Here is a 17,913-nt window from a genome sequence, read left to right on the forward strand (position 1 = left end):
ATATCATGGCGAAACGGACAGACATCAAAAGTATTCTGATTCTTGGCGCTGGCCCCATTGTTATTGGGCAGGCCTGCGAATTTGACTATTCCGGCGCTCAAGCCTGTAAGGCTCTGCGGGAAGAAGGGTATCGGGTTATTCTGGTGAACTCCAACCCGGCCACCATTATGACCGACCCGGTGATGGCAGATGCCACCTACATCGAACCAATTCGCTGGGAAACTGTAGAAAAAATCATTGAAAAAGAGCGTCCTGACGCTGTGTTGCCCACGATGGGGGGGCAAACGGCGCTGAACTGCGCTCTCGATCTTGAAAGTCATGGTGTGTTGGAAAAGTACGGCGTTGAAATGATTGGCGCCAACGCTGAAACCATTGATAAGGCTGAAGACCGCAGCAAATTCGATGTGGCCATGAAAAATATAGGTCTTGAGTGTCCGCGCGCTGGCATCGCTCATAATATGGAGGAAGCCTATGGTGTTCTCGATATGGTTGGCTTCCCCTGTATTATTCGTCCGTCGTTTACCATGGGTGGTACCGGTGGCGGTATTGCTTATAACAAGGACGAGTTCGAAGAAATCTGTACCCGCGGTCTTGATCTTTCCCCAACCAATGAACTGTTGATTGATGAATCCCTGATTGGTTGGAAAGAGTACGAGATGGAGGTTGTTCGGGATAAAAACGACAACTGTATCATTGTTTGCTCCATTGAAAACTTTGACCCAATGGGTGTTCACACCGGTGACTCCATCACTGTTGCTCCAGCCCAGACTCTGACCGATAAGGAATACCAGATCATGCGTAACGCCTCTCTGGCGGTACTGCGTGAAATTGGTGTGGAAACTGGCGGCTCCAACGTTCAGTTCGGTATTAATCCAGATGATGGCCGTATGGTTATTATCGAAATGAATCCACGGGTATCCCGTTCTTCTGCTCTGGCTTCCAAGGCGACAGGTTTCCCCATTGCGAAAGTCGCAGCCAAGCTGGCTGTAGGTTATACGCTGGACGAACTGCAGAATGATATTACTGGCGGCGTAACACCAGCTTCGTTTGAGCCTGCCATTGATTACGTTGTCACCAAGATTCCTCGTTTCGCTTTTGAGAAGTTCCCGCAAGCTGATGCGCGCCTGACTACCCAGATGAAATCTGTGGGTGAGGTGATGGCGATTGGCCGTACTTTCCAGGAGTCCATGCACAAAGCTCTGCGTGGTTTGGAAGTTGGCGTAGCGGGCTTTGATCCTATTGTTGATCTTGATGATCCGGGCGCAGAAAACCGTATCCGTGAGGAGTTGATTACTCCCGGAGCTGAACGCATCTGGTATCTGGCTGATGCTTTCCGTGTTGGCTTGACTCTTGTGGATATCTTTAAGCTGACCAAGATTGACCCTTGGTTCCTGGTTCAGATTGAAGATCTTCTGAATGATGAAGCGGATATTGCTGCAAGCAAGCTGGAAGATCTGACTTATGCTGTTCTGCGCAAGCTTAAGCGCAAAGGCTTCAGTGATGCTCGTTTGGCTGAACTGCTCGGTGTTAAAGAGGCTAAGGTTCGTGAGCACCGTTTAGGGCTGGGGCTGCGCCCGGTATTTAAGCGGGTTGATACCTGTGCTGCGGAATTTGCTTCTGATACTGCTTATATGTATTCCACTTACGAGGAAGAGTGCGAAGCCGCAGCTTCTGATCGTAAGAAAATTATGGTTATTGGCGGTGGTCCTAACCGTATCGGTCAGGGGATTGAGTTTGATTACTGCTGTGTTCACGCGGCTCTGGCTATGCGGGAAGACGGTTATGAGACCATTATGGTCAACTGTAATCCAGAAACGGTTTCAACTGATTACGACACTTCAGACCGTCTCTACTTTGAACCGGTAACTCTGGAAGATGTTCTGGCAATTGTTGATGTTGAACAGCCTGATGGTGTGATTGTTCAATATGGCGGCCAGACTCCGTTGAAGCTGGCTTTGGCGCTTGAAGCGGCAGGTGCCAAGATTATCGGTACCAGCCCTGAAGCCATCGATATGGCGGAAGATCGTGAGCGCTTCCAGCAGATGATCCAGAAGCTGGGCCTCAAGCAGCCTGCTAACGCAACAGTGAGAAGTCTCGAAGAAGCTGTTGAGGAAGCGAAAAATATCGGTTATCCGCTGGTAGTTCGCCCATCATACGTGCTTGGTGGCCGGGCAATGGAAATTGTCAGCACCGAGGCTGATCTGAACCGTTACATGAATGAAGCTGTACAGGTGTCTAATGACAGCCCTGTACTGCTGGACTTCTACCTCACTCACGCTGTTGAAGTAGATGTTGATGCGATCTGTGATGGCAAGGATGTCGTGATCGGCGCCATCATGCAGCACATCGAGCAGGCGGGCATCCACTCAGGTGACTCTGGTTGCTCACTGCCGCCTTACGATATCCCTGCAGATATTCAGGATGTAATCCGCGATCAGGTTCGGGCTATGGCTCTGGAGCTTGGTGTGGTTGGCCTGATGAATGTGCAGATGGCAATTCAGGATGGTGAGATTTATGTGATCGAGGTTAACCCTCGTGCATCCAGAACGGTACCGTTCGTCTCCAAGTGTATTGGCGTATCTCTTGCTAAAATTGCGGCCCGGGTTATGGCTGGTGCAACCCTGCAGGATCTTGGCTTTACCAAGGAGATTGTTCCTGAACAGGTTTACGTGAAGGAAGCGGTATTCCCGTTCAACAAATTCCCTGGTGTGGACCCGATTCTTGGGCCTGAGATGAAGTCTACCGGTGAGGTAATGGGTGTTGGTGATACCTTCCCTGAGGCTTACGCAAAAGCGCAGCTCGCAGTGAAAATGCAGCTGCCGGAAAGTGGTACGGCTATCCTTAGTGTTCGTAATCGCGACAAACCGAAAGTTGCTGAGCTGGCTAAGCTGTTGCAGAAAATCGGGTTTAAGATTGTTGCGACCAGCGGTACTGCTCAGGCATTGCTGGAAGCCGGGATTGAAGTTCCGGTTGTTAACAAGGTGAAAGAGGGGCGTCCTCACCTTGTGGATAAGATTGTGAATGGCGAAATTGCGTTAGTGGTTAATACTACAGAGGGTCGTCAGGCGATAGCTGATTCCTTTACAATTCGTCGATCAGCGCTGACGAACAAAGTTCTCTATACCACGACCATGCCGTGTGCCATTGCAATTGCTCAGGCAATTGAATTTGGGCCGGAGAAGAGCGTCAGACGACTACAGGATCTACACGAAGGATAATTGCATGCAACGCTACCCTATGACAGTGGAGGGAGAGAACGCTCTCCGCGAGGAGTTGCAGACTCGTAAAACTAAGGATCGTCCCCGTATTGCGGCTGCAATCGCAGAAGCGCGGGAACTTGGAGATCTGAAGGAAAACGCTGAATACCATGCCGCTCGTGAGCAGCAGGGTTTTAATGAGGGGCGGGTTCAGGAGTTGGAAGGCAAGCTTTCCAATGCTCAGGTGATTGACGTTAAAGAGATCGAAAATACCGGTAAGGTTATTTTTGGTGTGACCGTTACACTGCTGAACTCTGATGATGAGTCTCAGGTGACTTACAAGATTGTTGGTGAAGACGAAGCCTCCATTAAGGAAGGCAAGCTCTCTGTAACATCTCCTATTGCCCGCGCCCTGATCGGCAAGGAAGAAGGTGATGTTGTGGTGGTAACAACACCAAGCGGTCAGATTGAGTACGAAATCGAAGAAGTTCAGCATATCTGATTTTCTTGATTTCAAAGAAAACGGCGACATAGAAATATGTTGCCGTTTTTGTTTGTAGTTGGATGGTGGGTTCAGAAGCTTAGGATAATTTTGTCAGGCTTTGTCCGCCTTTTACATACCGCGCTTTAGTTTTTGCATTCCACTGATCAACTTCAGTTTGCTCCACTCCATAACGAAGGCCCCGATCCACTCCCGGTCTTGCCCTGATTATCTTAAGCCAGTCTTGAATGAAAGGCTTATCACTTATATCAACCTTGCTCCATTTCCAGCCTCGAATCCATGGATATGTGGCGATATCTGCAATCGTAAAATCATCGCCACAGATGTAGGTATGTTGAGCCAGTTGCTGCTCCAGAATATTCGCTTGTCGAAGGGCTTCTCTGCCAAAGCGCTCTAACGGATGGTTTTTTTGTTCTGGGGCTATGTCATCCATATAGCGGGTGTAGCTCAGCTTATTACCAAAGGCGGGGCCAAGTGTTGCAGCCTGCCAATATAGCCAGGGCAAAATTTGCCAGCGCTTCTGGCTGGGGAGTAAGGAACTTTGAAATGTTTCCGCCAAGTATTGAAGAATGGCGCAGCTTTCCATAATGACCTGCTCGCCGTGAATCAGAACCGGTATTTTTTGATTAGGGTTGTAGCGTGTGAACTCTGGTTCAAACTGTTCACCAGCAATAAGGTCGGTTTGGATAACTTTTATATCTGGAAGTTGTATTCCAGCCTCACGAAGCTCTTCCAGCATAATGCTGACCTTCCAGCCATTAGGTGTTGGAGCGGTGAGTAATGTTATGGGAGGTAATGTCACAGATGGCTCCATCCTGATGTCAGGCTGTTGTCGTTTTCTTATTGGTTGTTACTTCTTTTCTCTGTGAGGATGCTGTCCAGGTTGCGTTCAGCCAGTGCTGTGCAGTTGGAGAGCTATTTATTGGATCGCTGTCTTGTAGGGCAAGCTCAAGATAGGGGAAATCATCATAACCAAAAAACAATTGATCATTGATAACCATTGATGGAATACCAAATACGCCAAGTGAGATAGCTTTATTGGTTTGTTGTTTTAAAGCTTGTACGGCTTCCGGGCTTTGTGCTTTTTCCAAAAGAGAGTTGGTGTCGAGCTGTAAAGGGGTTAGCAGGTTTCTGACATCACTTTCTTCGCTGAGGTGTTTGCGCTGTTCCCAGGCTCCAAGCATCAGCGCGTTAATAATGTCCCACCTCTGCGGCTCCGGCATAGGTAAAGATGATAGCCGCAGGGCAAGTAACGGATTGAAAGGGTGATAAAGAGGTGGCTGTATAGGAAGGTTAAGCTGAGCTGCTTTGCGGGCAATATTGGTAAACATCCACCGTTGCTTGGCTGGATACTCAGCAGGGCCAAGTTGACCGCTTTCTTTGAGTAAGCCGGCAAAAAGAATCGGGATGGGAGTGATCTTGAGGTTATGGCGTTCCGCCAGTTGTGGCAGCTGACTCCATGCTATGTAAGCATTCGGTGAGATGAAATCAAAATAAAAGAACAGTTCTCTCTTGGCAGGCATGGCGGGCAAGCCTCAAGGTATGTTGTTTTGGTTGGAACGATTATTACACCTAAATAATTATTCTGCCAAGGCGTGTAATTTTTGTTTGTTCTTATAGCGGGGAAATAACCCCGGCGTACGATTGGTGCGCCGAGGTCGGGCTGTTTAAGCCATGCGCAGAAGGTTGGAGAGCTTGGGATTTGGCTCTTTTGCAGGTTTCAGAATCAGTGCGATTTTGCCGATTGTCTGGATGATTTCGGCTCCGCAGGCTTCGCACAGTTCGTCCATCAGTTGCTTCTTGGCTTCACGATCCAGAACTGCGAACTTCACCTTAATCAGTTCATGGTCGCCCAGCGCACGCAGGGTTTCCTCAACAACGCCTTCTGTGATGCCGTTTTCGGAAACGATAACAACGGGCTTCAGCTTGTGCCCGATGGCACGCAGTTCCCGTTTTTTTTCGGCCTTCAGCGCCATGGTGGATTCTCCTGAGATTTAGGAATGAGGGTAAGTAAAACAGGGGGCGCATTCTATAGGGAAGCGCAGGGGATGCAAGGGTATGCGGATTGGGATAAACCCTGCAATTCGCTAGAATGCAGCGTAATTTGTCAGTGATAGATTTGAGGACGTAGTTTAGTGGCGAGATCAAAAAGCAGTGCGGGCTGGTTGAAAGAACATTTTGATGACCAATATGTTCAGCAGTCCCAGCAGGACGGATACCGGTCCCGTGCCAGTTACAAACTGCGTGAAATTGCTGAGAAGGATAAATTGTTCCGCCCGGGCATGACCGTTGTGGACCTTGGGGCTGCACCGGGTGGGTGGACTCAGGTTGCCGGTGAAATGGTTGGTGGTAATGGGCGGGTTGTAGCCTCTGATATTTTGCCCATGGACCCTATCGCTGATGTGGCTTTTGTACAGGGCGACTTTACCGATGATACTGTTCTGACAGAAATTCTGGAAGCTATCGGCGCGGATCAGGTGGATCTGGTGATCTCTGATATGGCCCCTAACATGAGTGGTGTTAAAGCTGCGGATCAGCCACGCGCTATGTATCTGGTTGAGTTGGCGCTGGATCTTGCGCGGCAGGTGCTCAAGCCGGGCGGCTCTTTCCTGGTGAAGATTTTTCACGGGGAAGGTTTTGATGAGTACCTGAAAGATATGCGAACCAGTTTTGGTTCGGTTGTAACCCGTAAGCCTGGTGCTTCCAGAGCCCGTTCAAGAGAGACTTACCTGTTAGGAAGGCAATTCAAGGGCTAAGGTCAAATGATGGGCTTGGATATGTAAGTTTTTGTGTTTTTTTATTGGGTAGGGTTGTAAACGTAAATACAGCCCCCAAAAAGTAACCAAGTCTTTGTGTAGGGTATTTGTCTCTGTGCAGGGTTCATAGGTTTAGGTAATAGGTTGGATAGAAATAGTCTGTCTTTGAGAGCTGTTTCTGCTTTCCAATCTGTAGTAATGTTGGAAGTGTGACACTGCAGGTTTTCTGTGATGTTCACCTCCTCAGCTAAGGACGCTCTGGCATTTTCGCCTGATACAGAGCCAAAAGTTATCAGCCGTACCGAATGCGCTCGGTGAGGGTACACATTTGAATGACATGGCAAAAAATCTGATTCTCTGGGTGATAATAGCCCTCGTGTTGTTGACGGTTTTCAAAAACTTCGACGGCATGCAGTCTTCTACCCAGAAGGTCAACTACTCCGACTTTGTGACGCAGGTAGATAATAGTCAGGTCAGCCGTGTGCTGATTGACGGTTATACCCTGACCGGCACCTATACCAATAATGAACGCTTTGAGGTCAACCTGCCCCCGACAGTTCGGGATGATAAGCTGATGGACGAAATGCTCCGCAGCGGTGTTCAGGTTGAAGCCAAGCCTATCGAGAAGCAGAGCATCTGGTCCCAGTTGCTGGTAGCCAGCTTCCCGATTCTGGTCATCATCGCAGTGTTTATGTTCTTCATGCGCCAGATGCAGGGCGGTGGTGGCGGCAAGGGCGGCCCTATGAGCTTTGGCAAGAGCAAGGCTCGTCTGCTGTCTGAAGACCAGATCAAAACAACTTTTGCTGACGTTGCCGGTGTTGATGAAGCCAAGGAAGACGTGCAGGAGCTGGTGGACTTCCTGAAGGATCCCAGCAAATTCCAGCGTCTGGGTGGCCGTATTCCTCGCGGCGTACTGATGTGCGGTTCTCCGGGCACTGGTAAAACCCTGCTGGCAAAAGCCATTGCCGGTGAAGCCAAGGTTCCGTTCTTTACGATTTCCGGTTCCGACTTTGTTGAAATGTTCGTGGGTGTGGGTGCGTCCCGTGTCCGTGACATGTTTGAGCAGGCCAAGAAGCAGGCTCCCTGCATAATCTTTATCGATGAAATTGATGCGGTAGGTCGTCACCGTGGCGCTGGCATGGGTGGTGGTCACGATGAGCGTGAGCAGACCCTGAACCAGTTGCTGGTTGAAATGGATGGCTTTGAAGCAAACGACGGCATTATTGTAATTGCTGCAACTAACCGTCCAGATGTACTTGACCCTGCGCTGCTGCGTCCTGGTCGTTTTGACCGTCAGGTGGTTGTGCCTCTGCCAGACATTCGTGGTCGTGAACAGATTCTGAAAGTTCACATGCGCAAAGTGCCTTGTGGTGATGATGTTGTAGCCAGCGTGATCGCCCGTGGTACGCCAGGTTTCTCTGGCGCCGATCTGGCCAACCTTGTTAATGAAGCCGCACTGTTTGCAGCCCGTGCTAACAAGCGTACTGTCGGCAAGCTGGAGTTCGATCAGGCTAAAGACAAGATCATGATGGGCGCTGAGCGTAAGTCCATGGTGATGAGCGAGAAAGACAAAGAGATGACTGCTTATCATGAAGCTGGTCACGCTATTGTCGGTCGCCTGATGCCTGAGCATGATCCTGTTTATAAGGTTTCCATAATTCCTCGTGGTCGTGCACTTGGTGTCACCATGTACCTGCCTGAGGAAGACAAGATCAGCTACAGCCGTCGCTATCTGATTGGCCGTGTGGCATCTATGTACGGTGGTCGTATTGCTGAAGAGATGTATTACGGCAAGGATGGTGTCTCTACCGGTGCCTCCAACGATATTCAGCAGGCTACCCAGATGGTGCGCAATATGGTCACCAAGTGGGGCTTGTCCGATAAGTTGGGTCCCCTTCTTTATGGAGAAGAGGAAGGTGAAGTATTCCTGGGTAAGAGTCAGGCGTCCCATCATCAGGGCGTAAGTGGTGAAACTGCCAAGCTGATTGATCAGGAAGTGAAGTCCATTATCGACAGCTGCTACGCAACTGCAGAAAAGCTGCTGGACGAGAACCGGGACAAGATGGAGTTGATGAAGGATGCACTCATGGAATATGAGACCATCGATACTCCTCAGATTGACGACATTATGGAAGGCAGGAGGCCTCGTCCTCCCAAAGATTGGGATAAGGATGACAACGCTTCTGGTGGTGCTCAGGTTAAGGCAGAAGAGTCTGAGCCTAAGAGTGATGTGCCGCCTGCAGATGATGCTGATGACAGTGCTCCCGATGAAGGCGATAAACCGGTTGGTGGTCCTGCAGGCCAGCATTAAGTAACGGTAGATAAACAAAAAAGGAGCTTCGGCTCCTTTTTTGTTTTCGGGGGATCAATGATTCTCGTCTGTATTTTGTGTTCTTTTGCGCGGGAGCTATTCGTGGTTCCGGGTTTTGTGCGTATACTTCCCGTCTATTTCACCTATGGACCAGTAGTTTCGAGCTATGCAGACATCTCTCGATTGTGCAGGGCGAATTCTTGATCTGACCCGCCCCAGTGTTATGGGGGTTCTTAATGTAACACCTGACTCATTTTCGGATGGTGGGCGCTATACAACCCTGGAGTTGGCGCTTAAGCATGCCAGAGAGATGCTCTCGAAAGGGGCGGATATTATTGATATTGGTGGTGAGTCTACCCGCCCTAATGCCCAGCTTGTTTCTGAAAGTGAAGAAATTGATCGTGTTGTTCCGGTTATTGAGGCTCTGACGGCAGAGTCTGATGTAATTGTTTCTATTGATACCAGCTCCGCCCGGGTTATGAGGGCGGCAGTGAAAGCTGGTGCTGGCATTGTTAATGATGTTCGGGCACTGAGTCGACCGGGTGCGCTGGAGGCTGTGGCTGAGTGTGATGTTCCGGTTATTTTGATGCACTCACTGATCGAGCAGCCTGTGCCGGGGTTTGTGCCTGAATACAGCGATATTGTTGAATCGGTTGTTGAGTACTTGGTTGAACGGGTTAAGGTCTGCGAGCAGGCTGGTATAGCGAAAGAAAGAATTATCCTTGATCCCGGTTTTGGTGGTGGGATGTTTGGCAAAACGCCGGCGTATGATTTGGCGCTGGTGAAGAGATTTGCGGAGTTTCATGATTTGAGAATGCCTGTACTGGCAGGTGTTTCGAGAAAATCTTTTATTGGCTCTGTATTAGGTAATACGGCAGATGAGCGCCTGGCAGGAAGTCTTGCTGTTGCTTTGATGCTGGCACAGGCCGGCGCGCAGATTATCCGTGTTCATGATGTAAAAGAGACGGTTGATATGCTAGCCATATTGCAGGCTGTGGCTGCAGCCTAAATGTATTTATACGGCGGCTCTCGAGTAGGGAGTGGCTGGTGGCAAGGAAAGGAAAGTTATGAGTCGCAAGTATTTCGGAACGGATGGTGTGCGAGGCCGAGTTGGTCAGTTCCCTATTACGCCGGAATTTGTCCTGAAGCTTGGCTGGGCGGCCGGTAAGGTTTTTGCTGGTCATGGTGCGAACCGAGTATTGATCGGTAAAGATACGCGCTTGTCTGGTTATATGTTTGAGTCTGCGCTGGAGGCTGGCCTTTCTGCGGCGGGTGTTGATGCCTGGTTGCTTGGCCCTATGCCAACACCTGCCATCGCATATCTGACCCGTACCTTTAATGCCAATGCCGGTATTGTGATCAGTGCTTCTCATAACCCTTACTATGATAACGGCATTAAGTTCTTCTCTTCTCAAGGTACTAAGTTGCCAGATGCTGTAGAGCTGGCGATTGAGGAGATGCTTGATCAGGAAATGGAAGTTGCTGATCCAGCAGATTTTGGTCGTGCCAAGCGTGTTGATGATGCGGCTGGTCGTTACATTGAGTACTGCAAGGCGACTGTTCGTCCTCATCTCGATCTTTCCGGTCTGCACATTGTTGTTGATGCTGCTCATGGTGCAACCTACCACGTTGGTCCTGATGTGTTCCGCGAGATGGGTGCCAAGGTTGATGCTATTGGTGTTAGTCCAGACGGGCTGAATATCAACAAAGGTGTCGGCTCTACTCATCTGGATGCTCTGAAAGAAGCTGTTGCTGAAAAGCATGCCCATCTCGGTATTGCCTTTGATGGTGATGGGGATCGGGTTTTGATGGTGGATCACACTGGTCGTGAAATCGATGGTGATGAGCTGTTGTGCATTATTGCCCGGTACCGCCATTCTCAGGGTGAGCTTGCCGGTGGTGTTGTTGGAACGGTGATGTCTAACCTGGGTCTGGAAAAGGCTATGGAGGGTGCGGGTATTCCATTTGTGCGCGCAAAAGTGGGCGATCGCTACGTTAATGAGCAGTTGCTGGCCAAAGGCTGGCAGTTGGGTGGAGAATCTTCCGGTCACTTGATCTGTCGCCATGTTTCCACCACTGGAGATGGTATTGTTGCAGCCCTGCAGGTGTTGCGGGTAATGGTGGGAACTGGTCGCAGTCTGGCTGATCTCTGTGGTGATATGGTGAAGTATCCTCAGACCATGATTAATGTTCGCATGGCTGAGCGCATGAACCCGGAAGCCAATGAAACGATTACAGATGCCATTGCCCAAACTGAAAATGAAATGGCTGGTCGTGGCCGGGTGCTGCTACGTACCTCCGGTACCGAGCCAGTTATTCGGGTTATGATTGAGGGTGATGATGCAGATGAGGTCTCCCAGCGCTGCCGTGCTCTTGCAAATGTTGTAGAGGCTGAGTTGGGCTAACCAACCTCCTTTTCTCCAAATTCTTCTGTGCGATCGCGGGCTTGATCGCACAATTTGGTTGTATGCCCCATTGTCAGGGGTGTTGACCATACGCTAACATTCCGTCCCTTCTCATAATGAGGTTCTGTATGCGTAAGCCGCTTGTTGCCGGTAACTGGAAAATGAACGGATCCCGTGAATCAGTGTCGGCGCTGTTGGGTGGGTTGAATTCCGGAATTGCCCAGACTGGTCAAGAAAAGCTGACAGATAAGGTTGATGTCGCTGTATTTCCTCCTTCTATCTATGTTCAGCAGGTGGCAGATGTGCTGACCTCGTCCACCATCTCCTGGGGGTTGCAGAATATCTGCACCGAGGAAAAAGGTGCTTTTACCGGTGAGATTTCTGTAGCTATGGCGCAGGATTTTTCCTGTACTATGGTTCTTGCTGGTCACTCTGAGCGTCGTTCCCTGTATGGGGAAACTGATGCTGATGTTGCTGCCAAGGTTGAACGTGCAGGTAAGGCTGGCCTTATTCCTGTATTGTGTGTTGGTGAAACGCTGGAAGAGCGTGAAGCTGATAAAACCATGGAAGTCGTATCCCGGCAAGTAAAAGCTGTTCTCGATCACGTTGATGCGGCGGCTCTGGAAAAGCTGGTTATTGCCTATGAGCCTGTATGGGCGATTGGTACTGGCCTGACAGCTACTCCTGAGCAGGCTCAGGAGGTGCATGCTGCTATCCGTCAATTGTTGGTTGAGCACGATGCAGATATGGCAACTCGTACCCGGATTCTATATGGTGGCAGCGTAAAAGGTTCAAATGCGGCAGAAATTTTTGCCGGGCCGGACGTTGATGGTGGCCTTGTGGGTGGTGCGTCTCTGAGCGTACAGGACTTTCTCTCTATCTGTCGTGCTGCGGATTAAAGAATGGAAACAGTAATTCTAATTGTTCATGTTTTAGTGGCTTTGGGCCTGATTGGCCTGGTTATGTTGCAACAGGGTAAGGGGGCGGACACTGGTGCGTCTTTTGGCTCCGGTGCATCTCAGACTGTCTTTGGCAGCTCTGGTTCCGGTAACTTCCTGTCTCGCACCACAGCTATTCTGGCAACTGTGTTCTTTGTAACCAGTATTGCCCTGGCTATAGTAGCTAAAGATAAGGCTGAAGTGCTGACTGGTAGTGGTGTTCTGGGATTGCCAGAAGCTACTCAGGAAGTTTCTGCACCTGTTGATCAGGAGGTTCCGGCTGCTTCTTCTGATGTTCCGGAAGTTGGTGATTTTACAGTAGATTCTTCTGAAACTCCTGTGATAGACTCTGCCGCGTCTTCTGAGGGAGATGCTCCAAAAGAGTAGATGCTGACGATGATGACAGGACTCGAAAGCCTGGCATTATGAAATGGTTAGTGGAAGCTGGTGAGTAGTTCAAAGCAGAAGCAGTATTTGAAGCCGAAGTGGTGGAATTGGTAGACACGCCATCTTGAGGGGGTGGTGTCCTATGGACGTGCGGGTTCAAGTCCCGCCTTCGGCACCAGTTTTCAGTAGAGTTCAGTGTATGAACTCTAAGTTACTGAAGTGTGAATGAGTTATTTGATTTACAGGTTTTGGTAACAGGATTTTAGAGTTTTGGTGCGGGGTGGAGCAGCCTGGTAGCTCGTCGGGCTCATAACCCGAAGGTCGTCAGTTCAAATCTGGCCCCCGCTACCAATTTTAAGAAAAGCCCCTCGATGTAGGGGCTTTTTGCTATGATGCGAAAAGCCAAAAGTGGCTGCTCGATCTTATAGCAAGCCAGAATAACTGGTAAGTTAGTAATTTGATCGGAGATTGATCGGATTTCAGGTTATCCTGAATGGAATATCTGAACATGTATTGATAAACCGGCAGACTTGGCAAAGCCGAGTGATGTTGGTTTTACATGGGTACCACCGGCTGGCGCAGGTCATCTGGGGTGTCAGTCGAGGATGGGCTTTTTAGCCCATTTTTTATTGCTGTTACGTGAGAAGCGTCGTGTAGCAGCTTTTGTCGTGAGTGCGAGGGCGTGTTTAGTGGCAGGCAAGCTGGAAGTACTGAACGAGCTTGTTGAACCCATAGTGAAGTCGCTGGGATGCGTGCTCTGGGGTATTGAGTTCGTTTCACAGGGCAGGCAAACACAGTTGCGGGTGTTTATAGACAAGGAGAGTGGTATAGGGCTGGAAGACTGCGAAGCCGTAAGTCGTCAGTTCAGTGCTGTTCTTGATGTCGAAGACCCAATAGCTGGTGAATATACTCTTGAAGTGTCATCACCGGGTCTTGATCGTCCGCTGTTCACACTGGAGCAGTATGTAGACCTGGCAGGTAATCAGGTCAATATGCGCTTGCGGGTTCCTTTCGAGGGGCGACGTAAGTACCGGGGAGTGATTCAGGGTGTGGAAAACGATGAGGTGGTTGTTGTTTGTGATGATCACGAATACCTTTTCCCCTTTGACTCCATCGAAAAAGCGAATGTGATACCGCAGTTCTGATGCCTGCCTGAGAGGGGATACCTTCAGGAGCGGGTCCGAAAGGGAAGAACCGGTTTAACGATACGCGAGGCAGAGCATGAGCAAAGAAATTCTGTTGGTCGTTGAATCCGTCTCCAACGAAAAGGGAGTACCGCCCGATGTAATATTCGAGGCGATTGAGACTGCCCTGGCGACGGCAACGAAAAAACGTTACGAAACCGAAGTGGATATCCGCGTCGCGATTGATCGGGCAACCGGTGATTATGACACGTTCCGCCGCTGGACTATCGTAGCTGACGAAGATTTTGAAATTCCAGGTGCACACTTCACCCTTGATGAGGGTAAAGAGAAAGATGAAAGCCTGGAAATTGGTGACGTTTGGGAAGAGCCGGTAGAGTCTATCGCTTTTGGACGTATCGCCGCCCAGACTGCAAAGCAGGTTATTGTTCAGAAAGTTCGCGAAGCAGAGCGTCGCCAGATGGTGGACTCTTACCGCGATAAGCTGGGCGATCTGGTTAACGGCACCATTAAAAAGGTGAACCGTGACACCCTGATTGTTGATCTTGGAAACAACGCGGAAGCTGTTCTGCGCAAAGATCAGACTATTCCCCGCGAAACTTTCCGCATGAGCACCCACGTGCGTGCGTTGCTGCAATCCGTTTCTGAAGAGAATCGCGGCCCACAGCTGATGATGAGCCGGACTTGTCCGGAAATGCTGATCGAGCTGTTCCGCCTTGAAGTGCCAGAAATTGCGGAAGAAGTTATTGAGATCAGAGCGGCTGCCCGTGATCCGGGTTCACGCGCCAAGATTGCAGTGAAAACCAACGATGGTCGTATCGACCCGGTTGGTGCCTGTGTTGGTATGCGTGGTTCTCGTGTGCAGGCCGTTTCCAACGAGCTGGGTAATGAGCGTGTTGATATCGTTCTTTGGGATGACAACCCTGTTCAGTTCGTAATTAATGCAATGCAGCCTGCTGAAGTGGCATCCATCATTGTGGATGAAGACAGCCACAGCATGGATTTGGCCGTTGCGGAAGATAACCTGGCCCAGGCTATTGGTCGTGGTGGACAAAACGTTCGCCTGGCAAGTGAGCTGACTGGCTGGAACCTGAACGTTATGACTGAAGAAGATGCTGAAGCCAAACAGCTTCAGGAATCTGATCGTCAGGCGCAGGTGTTTGTCGAACATCTGGATGTTGATATTGATCTGGCCCGAACTCTGGTTGGTGAAGGTTTCACAACTCTGGAAGAGGTTGCCTACGTTCCAGTTGAGGAAATGATTGGAATCGACGGTTTTGATGATGAAGTGGTCAACGAGCTGCGCCAGCGTGCCAAGGATCGTCTGCTGACTCAGGCAATTGCCAAAGAAGAGCGACTGGAAGGTGCACAGCCTGCTGAAGATCTGCTGGGTCTGGAAGGATTGAGTGAAGAGCTGGCTTACGAGCTGGCTGCCAAGGGAGTGAAAACCTTGGAAGATCTGGCAGAGCAGGCTACTGACGAGCTGGAAGGTATTGAAGGCCTGAACTCTGAGCAAGCTGCAGAGTTGATTATGAAGGCGCGGAATATCTGCTGGTTCGGAGAAGAGAACTGAGCTGGCCACTGAGAGGAGAAGTTTTATGGCAGATGTAACGGTATCACAACTTGCCGAGGTGGTCGGAGCTCCGGTTGAGCGCTTGCTCAAGCAGATGAGTGATGCAGGCTTGCCCCACAAAAAGGGTGATCAGCCTGTGTCTGATGCAGAGAAGTCAGCGCTGCTGGCCCACCTGCGTCGTTCTAATGGCGGTAACAGCAGCGATGCTAAAGTTTCTGTTCCGGCAGATCCTGAGCCAAAGCAGGTTACCCTGAAGCGTAAGACCGTTAGCCAGATGAAAGTCGCAGGCGGCGGCAAGAACAAGATTGTAAACGTAGAAGTTCGCAAAAAGCGTACCTACGTGAAAGAAGACGCAAAGGCTGAACTCGAAGCTGAAGCGAAGAAGCGTCGCGAAGGCGATCGCACCAAGAAAGACGACAAGGTGTCTGCAGATCGTCGTCGCGACAAAGTGCGTCGTGATGAAGATGACTCTCGTCGTAAAGAAGGCTCCCGCCGTAAGTCCGATGACAATCGAGGCTCTCGTACCGGTGGTCGCGGTGATGATCGTCGTTCAGCGCCACGTTCCGACGATCGTCGTCCGGCTCCACAGGCTGCGGCTGCTCCTGGTGCTGACGCGCCTCCACCACCTCCAAGTGATGATGACCGTCGTCGTCGTCGTGCTCCTGCCAAGAAGAAAGGCGGTGAGCCTGTCGATCGTAAGAGCGAAGATGGTCGTCGTCGTGGTAAGGGGCGTGGTGGTCGTGATGATCGCAACTCCCGTAACAAGCCGCTGTCCCGTAAGCCGTTCAAGTCTAAAGAGCTGGAGCAGCATGGCTTTACCAAGCCAACAGCCGCAGTAGTTCGTGAAGTTGCAATTCCCGAAACCATTACTGTTGGTGAGCTTGCTAACAAGATGGCTGTTAAAGCCGCCGAAGTTATCAAGTACATGTTCAAGCTGGGCACCATGGTGACCATTAACCAGGTAATCGACCAGGATACTGCTGCCATCGTGGTAGAAGAGATGGGTCACAAGGTTAAGCTGGTTAACGCAGACGCTCTGGAAGACTCTCTGGAAGATGCAGTAGCTGTAGGTACTGGTGACGAAGTTTCCCGTGCGCCGGTTGTTACCGTAATGGGTCACGTTGACCACGGTAAAACTTCCCTGCTGGACTACATCCGTAAGGCTAAGGTTCAGTCTGGCGAAGCGGGCGGTATTACTCAGCATATTGGTGCTTACCACGTAACCACCAAGCGCGGCATGATCACCTTCCTGGATACTCCAGGACACGCGGCGTTTACCGCGATGCGTGCACGTGGTGCAAAGGCGACCGATATCGTAATTCTGGTTGTTGCTGCGGATGATGGTGTAATGCCTCAGACTGAGGAAGCTGTTCAGCACGCGAAAGACGCTGGCGTGCCTCTGGTTGTTGCAGTGAACAAGTGCGATAAGGAATCTGCGGATCCAGATCGCGTTAAGAATGAACTGTCTGCCCGTGAAGTTATTCCGGAAGACTGGGGTGGTGATACCCAGTTCGTCAATGTTTCTGCCCACTCTGGTCAGGGTATCGACGAACTGCTGGAATCCGTTCTGCTGCAAGCTGAACTGCTTGAGCTGAAGGCTGTAGCTGAAGGTCCTGCGAAGGGTGTGGTTATCGAATCACGTCTGGACAAAGGTCGTGGCCCTGTTGCCTCTGTATTGGTTCAGTCCGGTACCCTGAATAAAGGCGACAACGTTCTGGTTGGTCAGCAGTACGGTCGTATCCGTGCGATGCTGGACGAAAACGGTAAGCCGACTGATACTGCTGGCCCTTCTATTCCGGTTGAGATCCTCGGTCTGGACGGTACTCCTGATGCTGGTGACGAAATGCTGGCCGTACAGGATGAGCGTAAGGCTCGTGAAATTGCCATGTTCCGTCAGGGCAAGTTCCGTGAGGTTAAGCTGGCTCGTCAGCAGGCTGCCAAGCTGGAGAACATGTTCAAGGACATGGGTTCCGAAGAAAAGCGTACTCTGAAGGTTGTACTGAAGACCGACGTACGTGGTTCCTTGGAAGCTATTACCGCTGCGCTGCATGAGCAGGGTAACGACGAAGTGGATGTTAAGGTTATCTTTGGCGGCGTAGGGGGTATCACCGAAACCGACGCTAACCTGGCCCTGGCTTCTAACGCTATCGTTGTTGGCTTTAACGTTCGTGCCGATGCTGCTGCTCGTCGCATCGTTGAGGGTGAAGGTCTGGACCTGCGCTACTACAGCGTAATCTACGACATCATCGACGACGTGAAACAGGCTCTGACCGGTATGCTTAAGGCTGAGTTCCGTGAGCAGATCGTGGGTACTGCGGAAGTGCGTGATGTATTCCGTGCACCTAAGATCGGTGCGGTTGCCGGCTGTATGGTTATCGAAGGTACCATGTTCCGTAGTGAGCGCATCCGCGTGCTGCGTGAAGATGTTGTTATCTATGAAGGTGAGCTCGAGTCTCTGCGTCGCTTCAAGGATGATGTGAATGAAGTTCGCACCGGCTACGAATGTGGTATCGGTGTTAAGAACTACAATGACGTCAAAGTTGGCGACAAGATCGAGGTGTACAAGTCTGTTGAGGTTCAGCGGACTCTGTAATCACCCCGTGTTCTTTTCATAGAACAGGAAGGCGTGCGGGACATGGCGGTTAAACGTCACCGCGCGCCTTTTTTGTTGTGCCCCAAGGTGCAAGCTCTTTTGTAGAAGA

General features: G+C 50.5%; 14 protein-coding genes and 2 tRNA genes. 13 read left to right on the forward strand and 3 right to left on the reverse strand.

Annotation, left to right across the window (positions count from 1 at the left end; translation table 11 throughout):
• Positions 1–5 precede the first annotated feature (5 nt).
• Both carB and greA read left to right on the forward strand, forming a co-directional pair.
• Positions 6–3,218, forward strand: coding sequence for a carbamoyl-phosphate synthase large subunit (gene carB, locus ACY2RR_RS06805; RefSeq protein WP_490107388.1), 3,213 nt, complete (start codon positions 6–8; stop codon positions 3,216–3,218).
• A 4-nt stretch (positions 3,219–3,222) separates the two neighbouring features.
• Positions 3,223–3,699 (forward strand): transcription elongation factor GreA, encoded by a 477-nt coding sequence (gene greA / locus ACY2RR_RS06810; protein WP_490107389.1) that lies wholly within the window; start codon positions 3,223–3,225, stop codon positions 3,697–3,699.
• A 79-nt stretch (positions 3,700–3,778) separates the two neighbouring features.
• On the opposite strand, the gene ACY2RR_RS06815 is transcribed toward greA, so the two are convergent.
• From ACY2RR_RS06815 to ACY2RR_RS06825, 3 genes are all read right to left on the reverse strand, one after another.
• A complete protein-coding gene (locus ACY2RR_RS06815; protein ID WP_490107390.1) occupies positions 3,779–4,501 on the reverse strand; it encodes a glutathione S-transferase family protein in 723 nt (240 codons plus the stop codon).
• A gap of 19 nt (positions 4,502–4,520) precedes the next feature.
• Positions 4,521–5,222 (reverse strand): 2-hydroxychromene-2-carboxylate isomerase, encoded by a 702-nt coding sequence (locus ACY2RR_RS06820; protein WP_490107391.1) that lies wholly within the window; start codon positions 5,220–5,222, stop codon positions 4,521–4,523.
• 144 nt (positions 5,223–5,366) lie between these two features.
• Complete coding sequence (locus ACY2RR_RS06825; RefSeq protein WP_490107392.1) at positions 5,367–5,675, reverse strand: YhbY family RNA-binding protein; 309 nt, start codon at positions 5,673–5,675, stop codon at positions 5,367–5,369.
• Between the two features lie 159 nt (positions 5,676–5,834).
• Between ACY2RR_RS06825 and rlmE the strand changes: the two genes are divergently transcribed.
• The 11 genes from rlmE (at position 5,835) to infB (ending at position 17,804) form a co-directional block, all read left to right on the forward strand.
• On the forward strand, positions 5,835–6,455 hold the full coding sequence (rlmE, locus tag ACY2RR_RS06830; RefSeq protein WP_490107393.1) for a 23S rRNA (uridine(2552)-2'-O)-methyltransferase RlmE: 621 nt from the start codon (positions 5,835–5,837) through the stop codon (positions 6,453–6,455).
• Between the two features lie 337 nt (positions 6,456–6,792).
• Positions 6,793–8,766 carry an ATP-dependent zinc metalloprotease FtsH gene (gene ftsH, locus ACY2RR_RS06835; protein ID WP_490107882.1) on the forward strand — a complete coding sequence of 658 codons (1,974 nt, stop codon included), beginning with the start codon at positions 6,793–6,795 and terminating at the stop codon, positions 8,764–8,766.
• A gap of 166 nt (positions 8,767–8,932) precedes the next feature.
• Positions 8,933–9,775 carry a dihydropteroate synthase gene (gene folP / locus ACY2RR_RS06840; RefSeq protein WP_490107394.1) on the forward strand — a complete coding sequence of 281 codons (843 nt, stop codon included), beginning with the start codon at positions 8,933–8,935 and terminating at the stop codon, positions 9,773–9,775.
• A gap of 58 nt (positions 9,776–9,833) precedes the next feature.
• Positions 9,834–11,171 carry a phosphoglucosamine mutase gene (glmM, locus tag ACY2RR_RS06845; protein WP_490107395.1) on the forward strand — a complete coding sequence of 446 codons (1,338 nt, stop codon included), beginning with the start codon at positions 9,834–9,836 and terminating at the stop codon, positions 11,169–11,171.
• Between the two features lie 128 nt (positions 11,172–11,299).
• Positions 11,300–12,070: a triose-phosphate isomerase gene (gene tpiA, locus ACY2RR_RS06850; protein ID WP_490107396.1), complete on the forward strand. Its 771-nt coding sequence runs from the start codon at positions 11,300–11,302 to the stop codon at positions 12,068–12,070.
• 3 nt (positions 12,071–12,073) lie between these two features.
• The gene (gene secG / locus ACY2RR_RS06855) at positions 12,074–12,496 is read left to right on the forward strand and encodes a preprotein translocase subunit SecG (RefSeq protein ID WP_490107397.1); all 423 of its coding nucleotides are present in this window, start codon (positions 12,074–12,076) and stop codon (positions 12,494–12,496) included.
• 92 nt (positions 12,497–12,588) lie between these two features.
• Positions 12,589–12,674, forward strand: a tRNA-Leu gene (locus ACY2RR_RS06860).
• Positions 12,675–12,770: 96 nt separating this feature from the next.
• A tRNA-Met gene (locus ACY2RR_RS06865) sits at positions 12,771–12,847 on the forward strand.
• 179 nt (positions 12,848–13,026) lie between these two features.
• Entirely contained in the window at positions 13,027–13,641 is a 615-nt protein-coding gene (gene rimP, locus ACY2RR_RS06870; protein ID WP_490107398.1) for a ribosome maturation factor RimP, read from the forward strand.
• 76 nt (positions 13,642–13,717) lie between these two features.
• Positions 13,718–15,211: a transcription termination factor NusA gene (gene nusA / locus ACY2RR_RS06875; protein ID WP_490107399.1), complete on the forward strand. Its 1,494-nt coding sequence runs from the start codon at positions 13,718–13,720 to the stop codon at positions 15,209–15,211.
• 25 nt (positions 15,212–15,236) lie between these two features.
• The gene (gene infB, locus ACY2RR_RS06880; protein WP_490107400.1) at positions 15,237–17,804 is read left to right on the forward strand and encodes a translation initiation factor IF-2; all 2,568 of its coding nucleotides are present in this window, start codon (positions 15,237–15,239) and stop codon (positions 17,802–17,804) included.
• Positions 17,805–17,913: the final 109 nt, after the last annotated feature.

This window comes from Parendozoicomonas sp. 2304DJ65-17 (assembly GCF_058148445.1).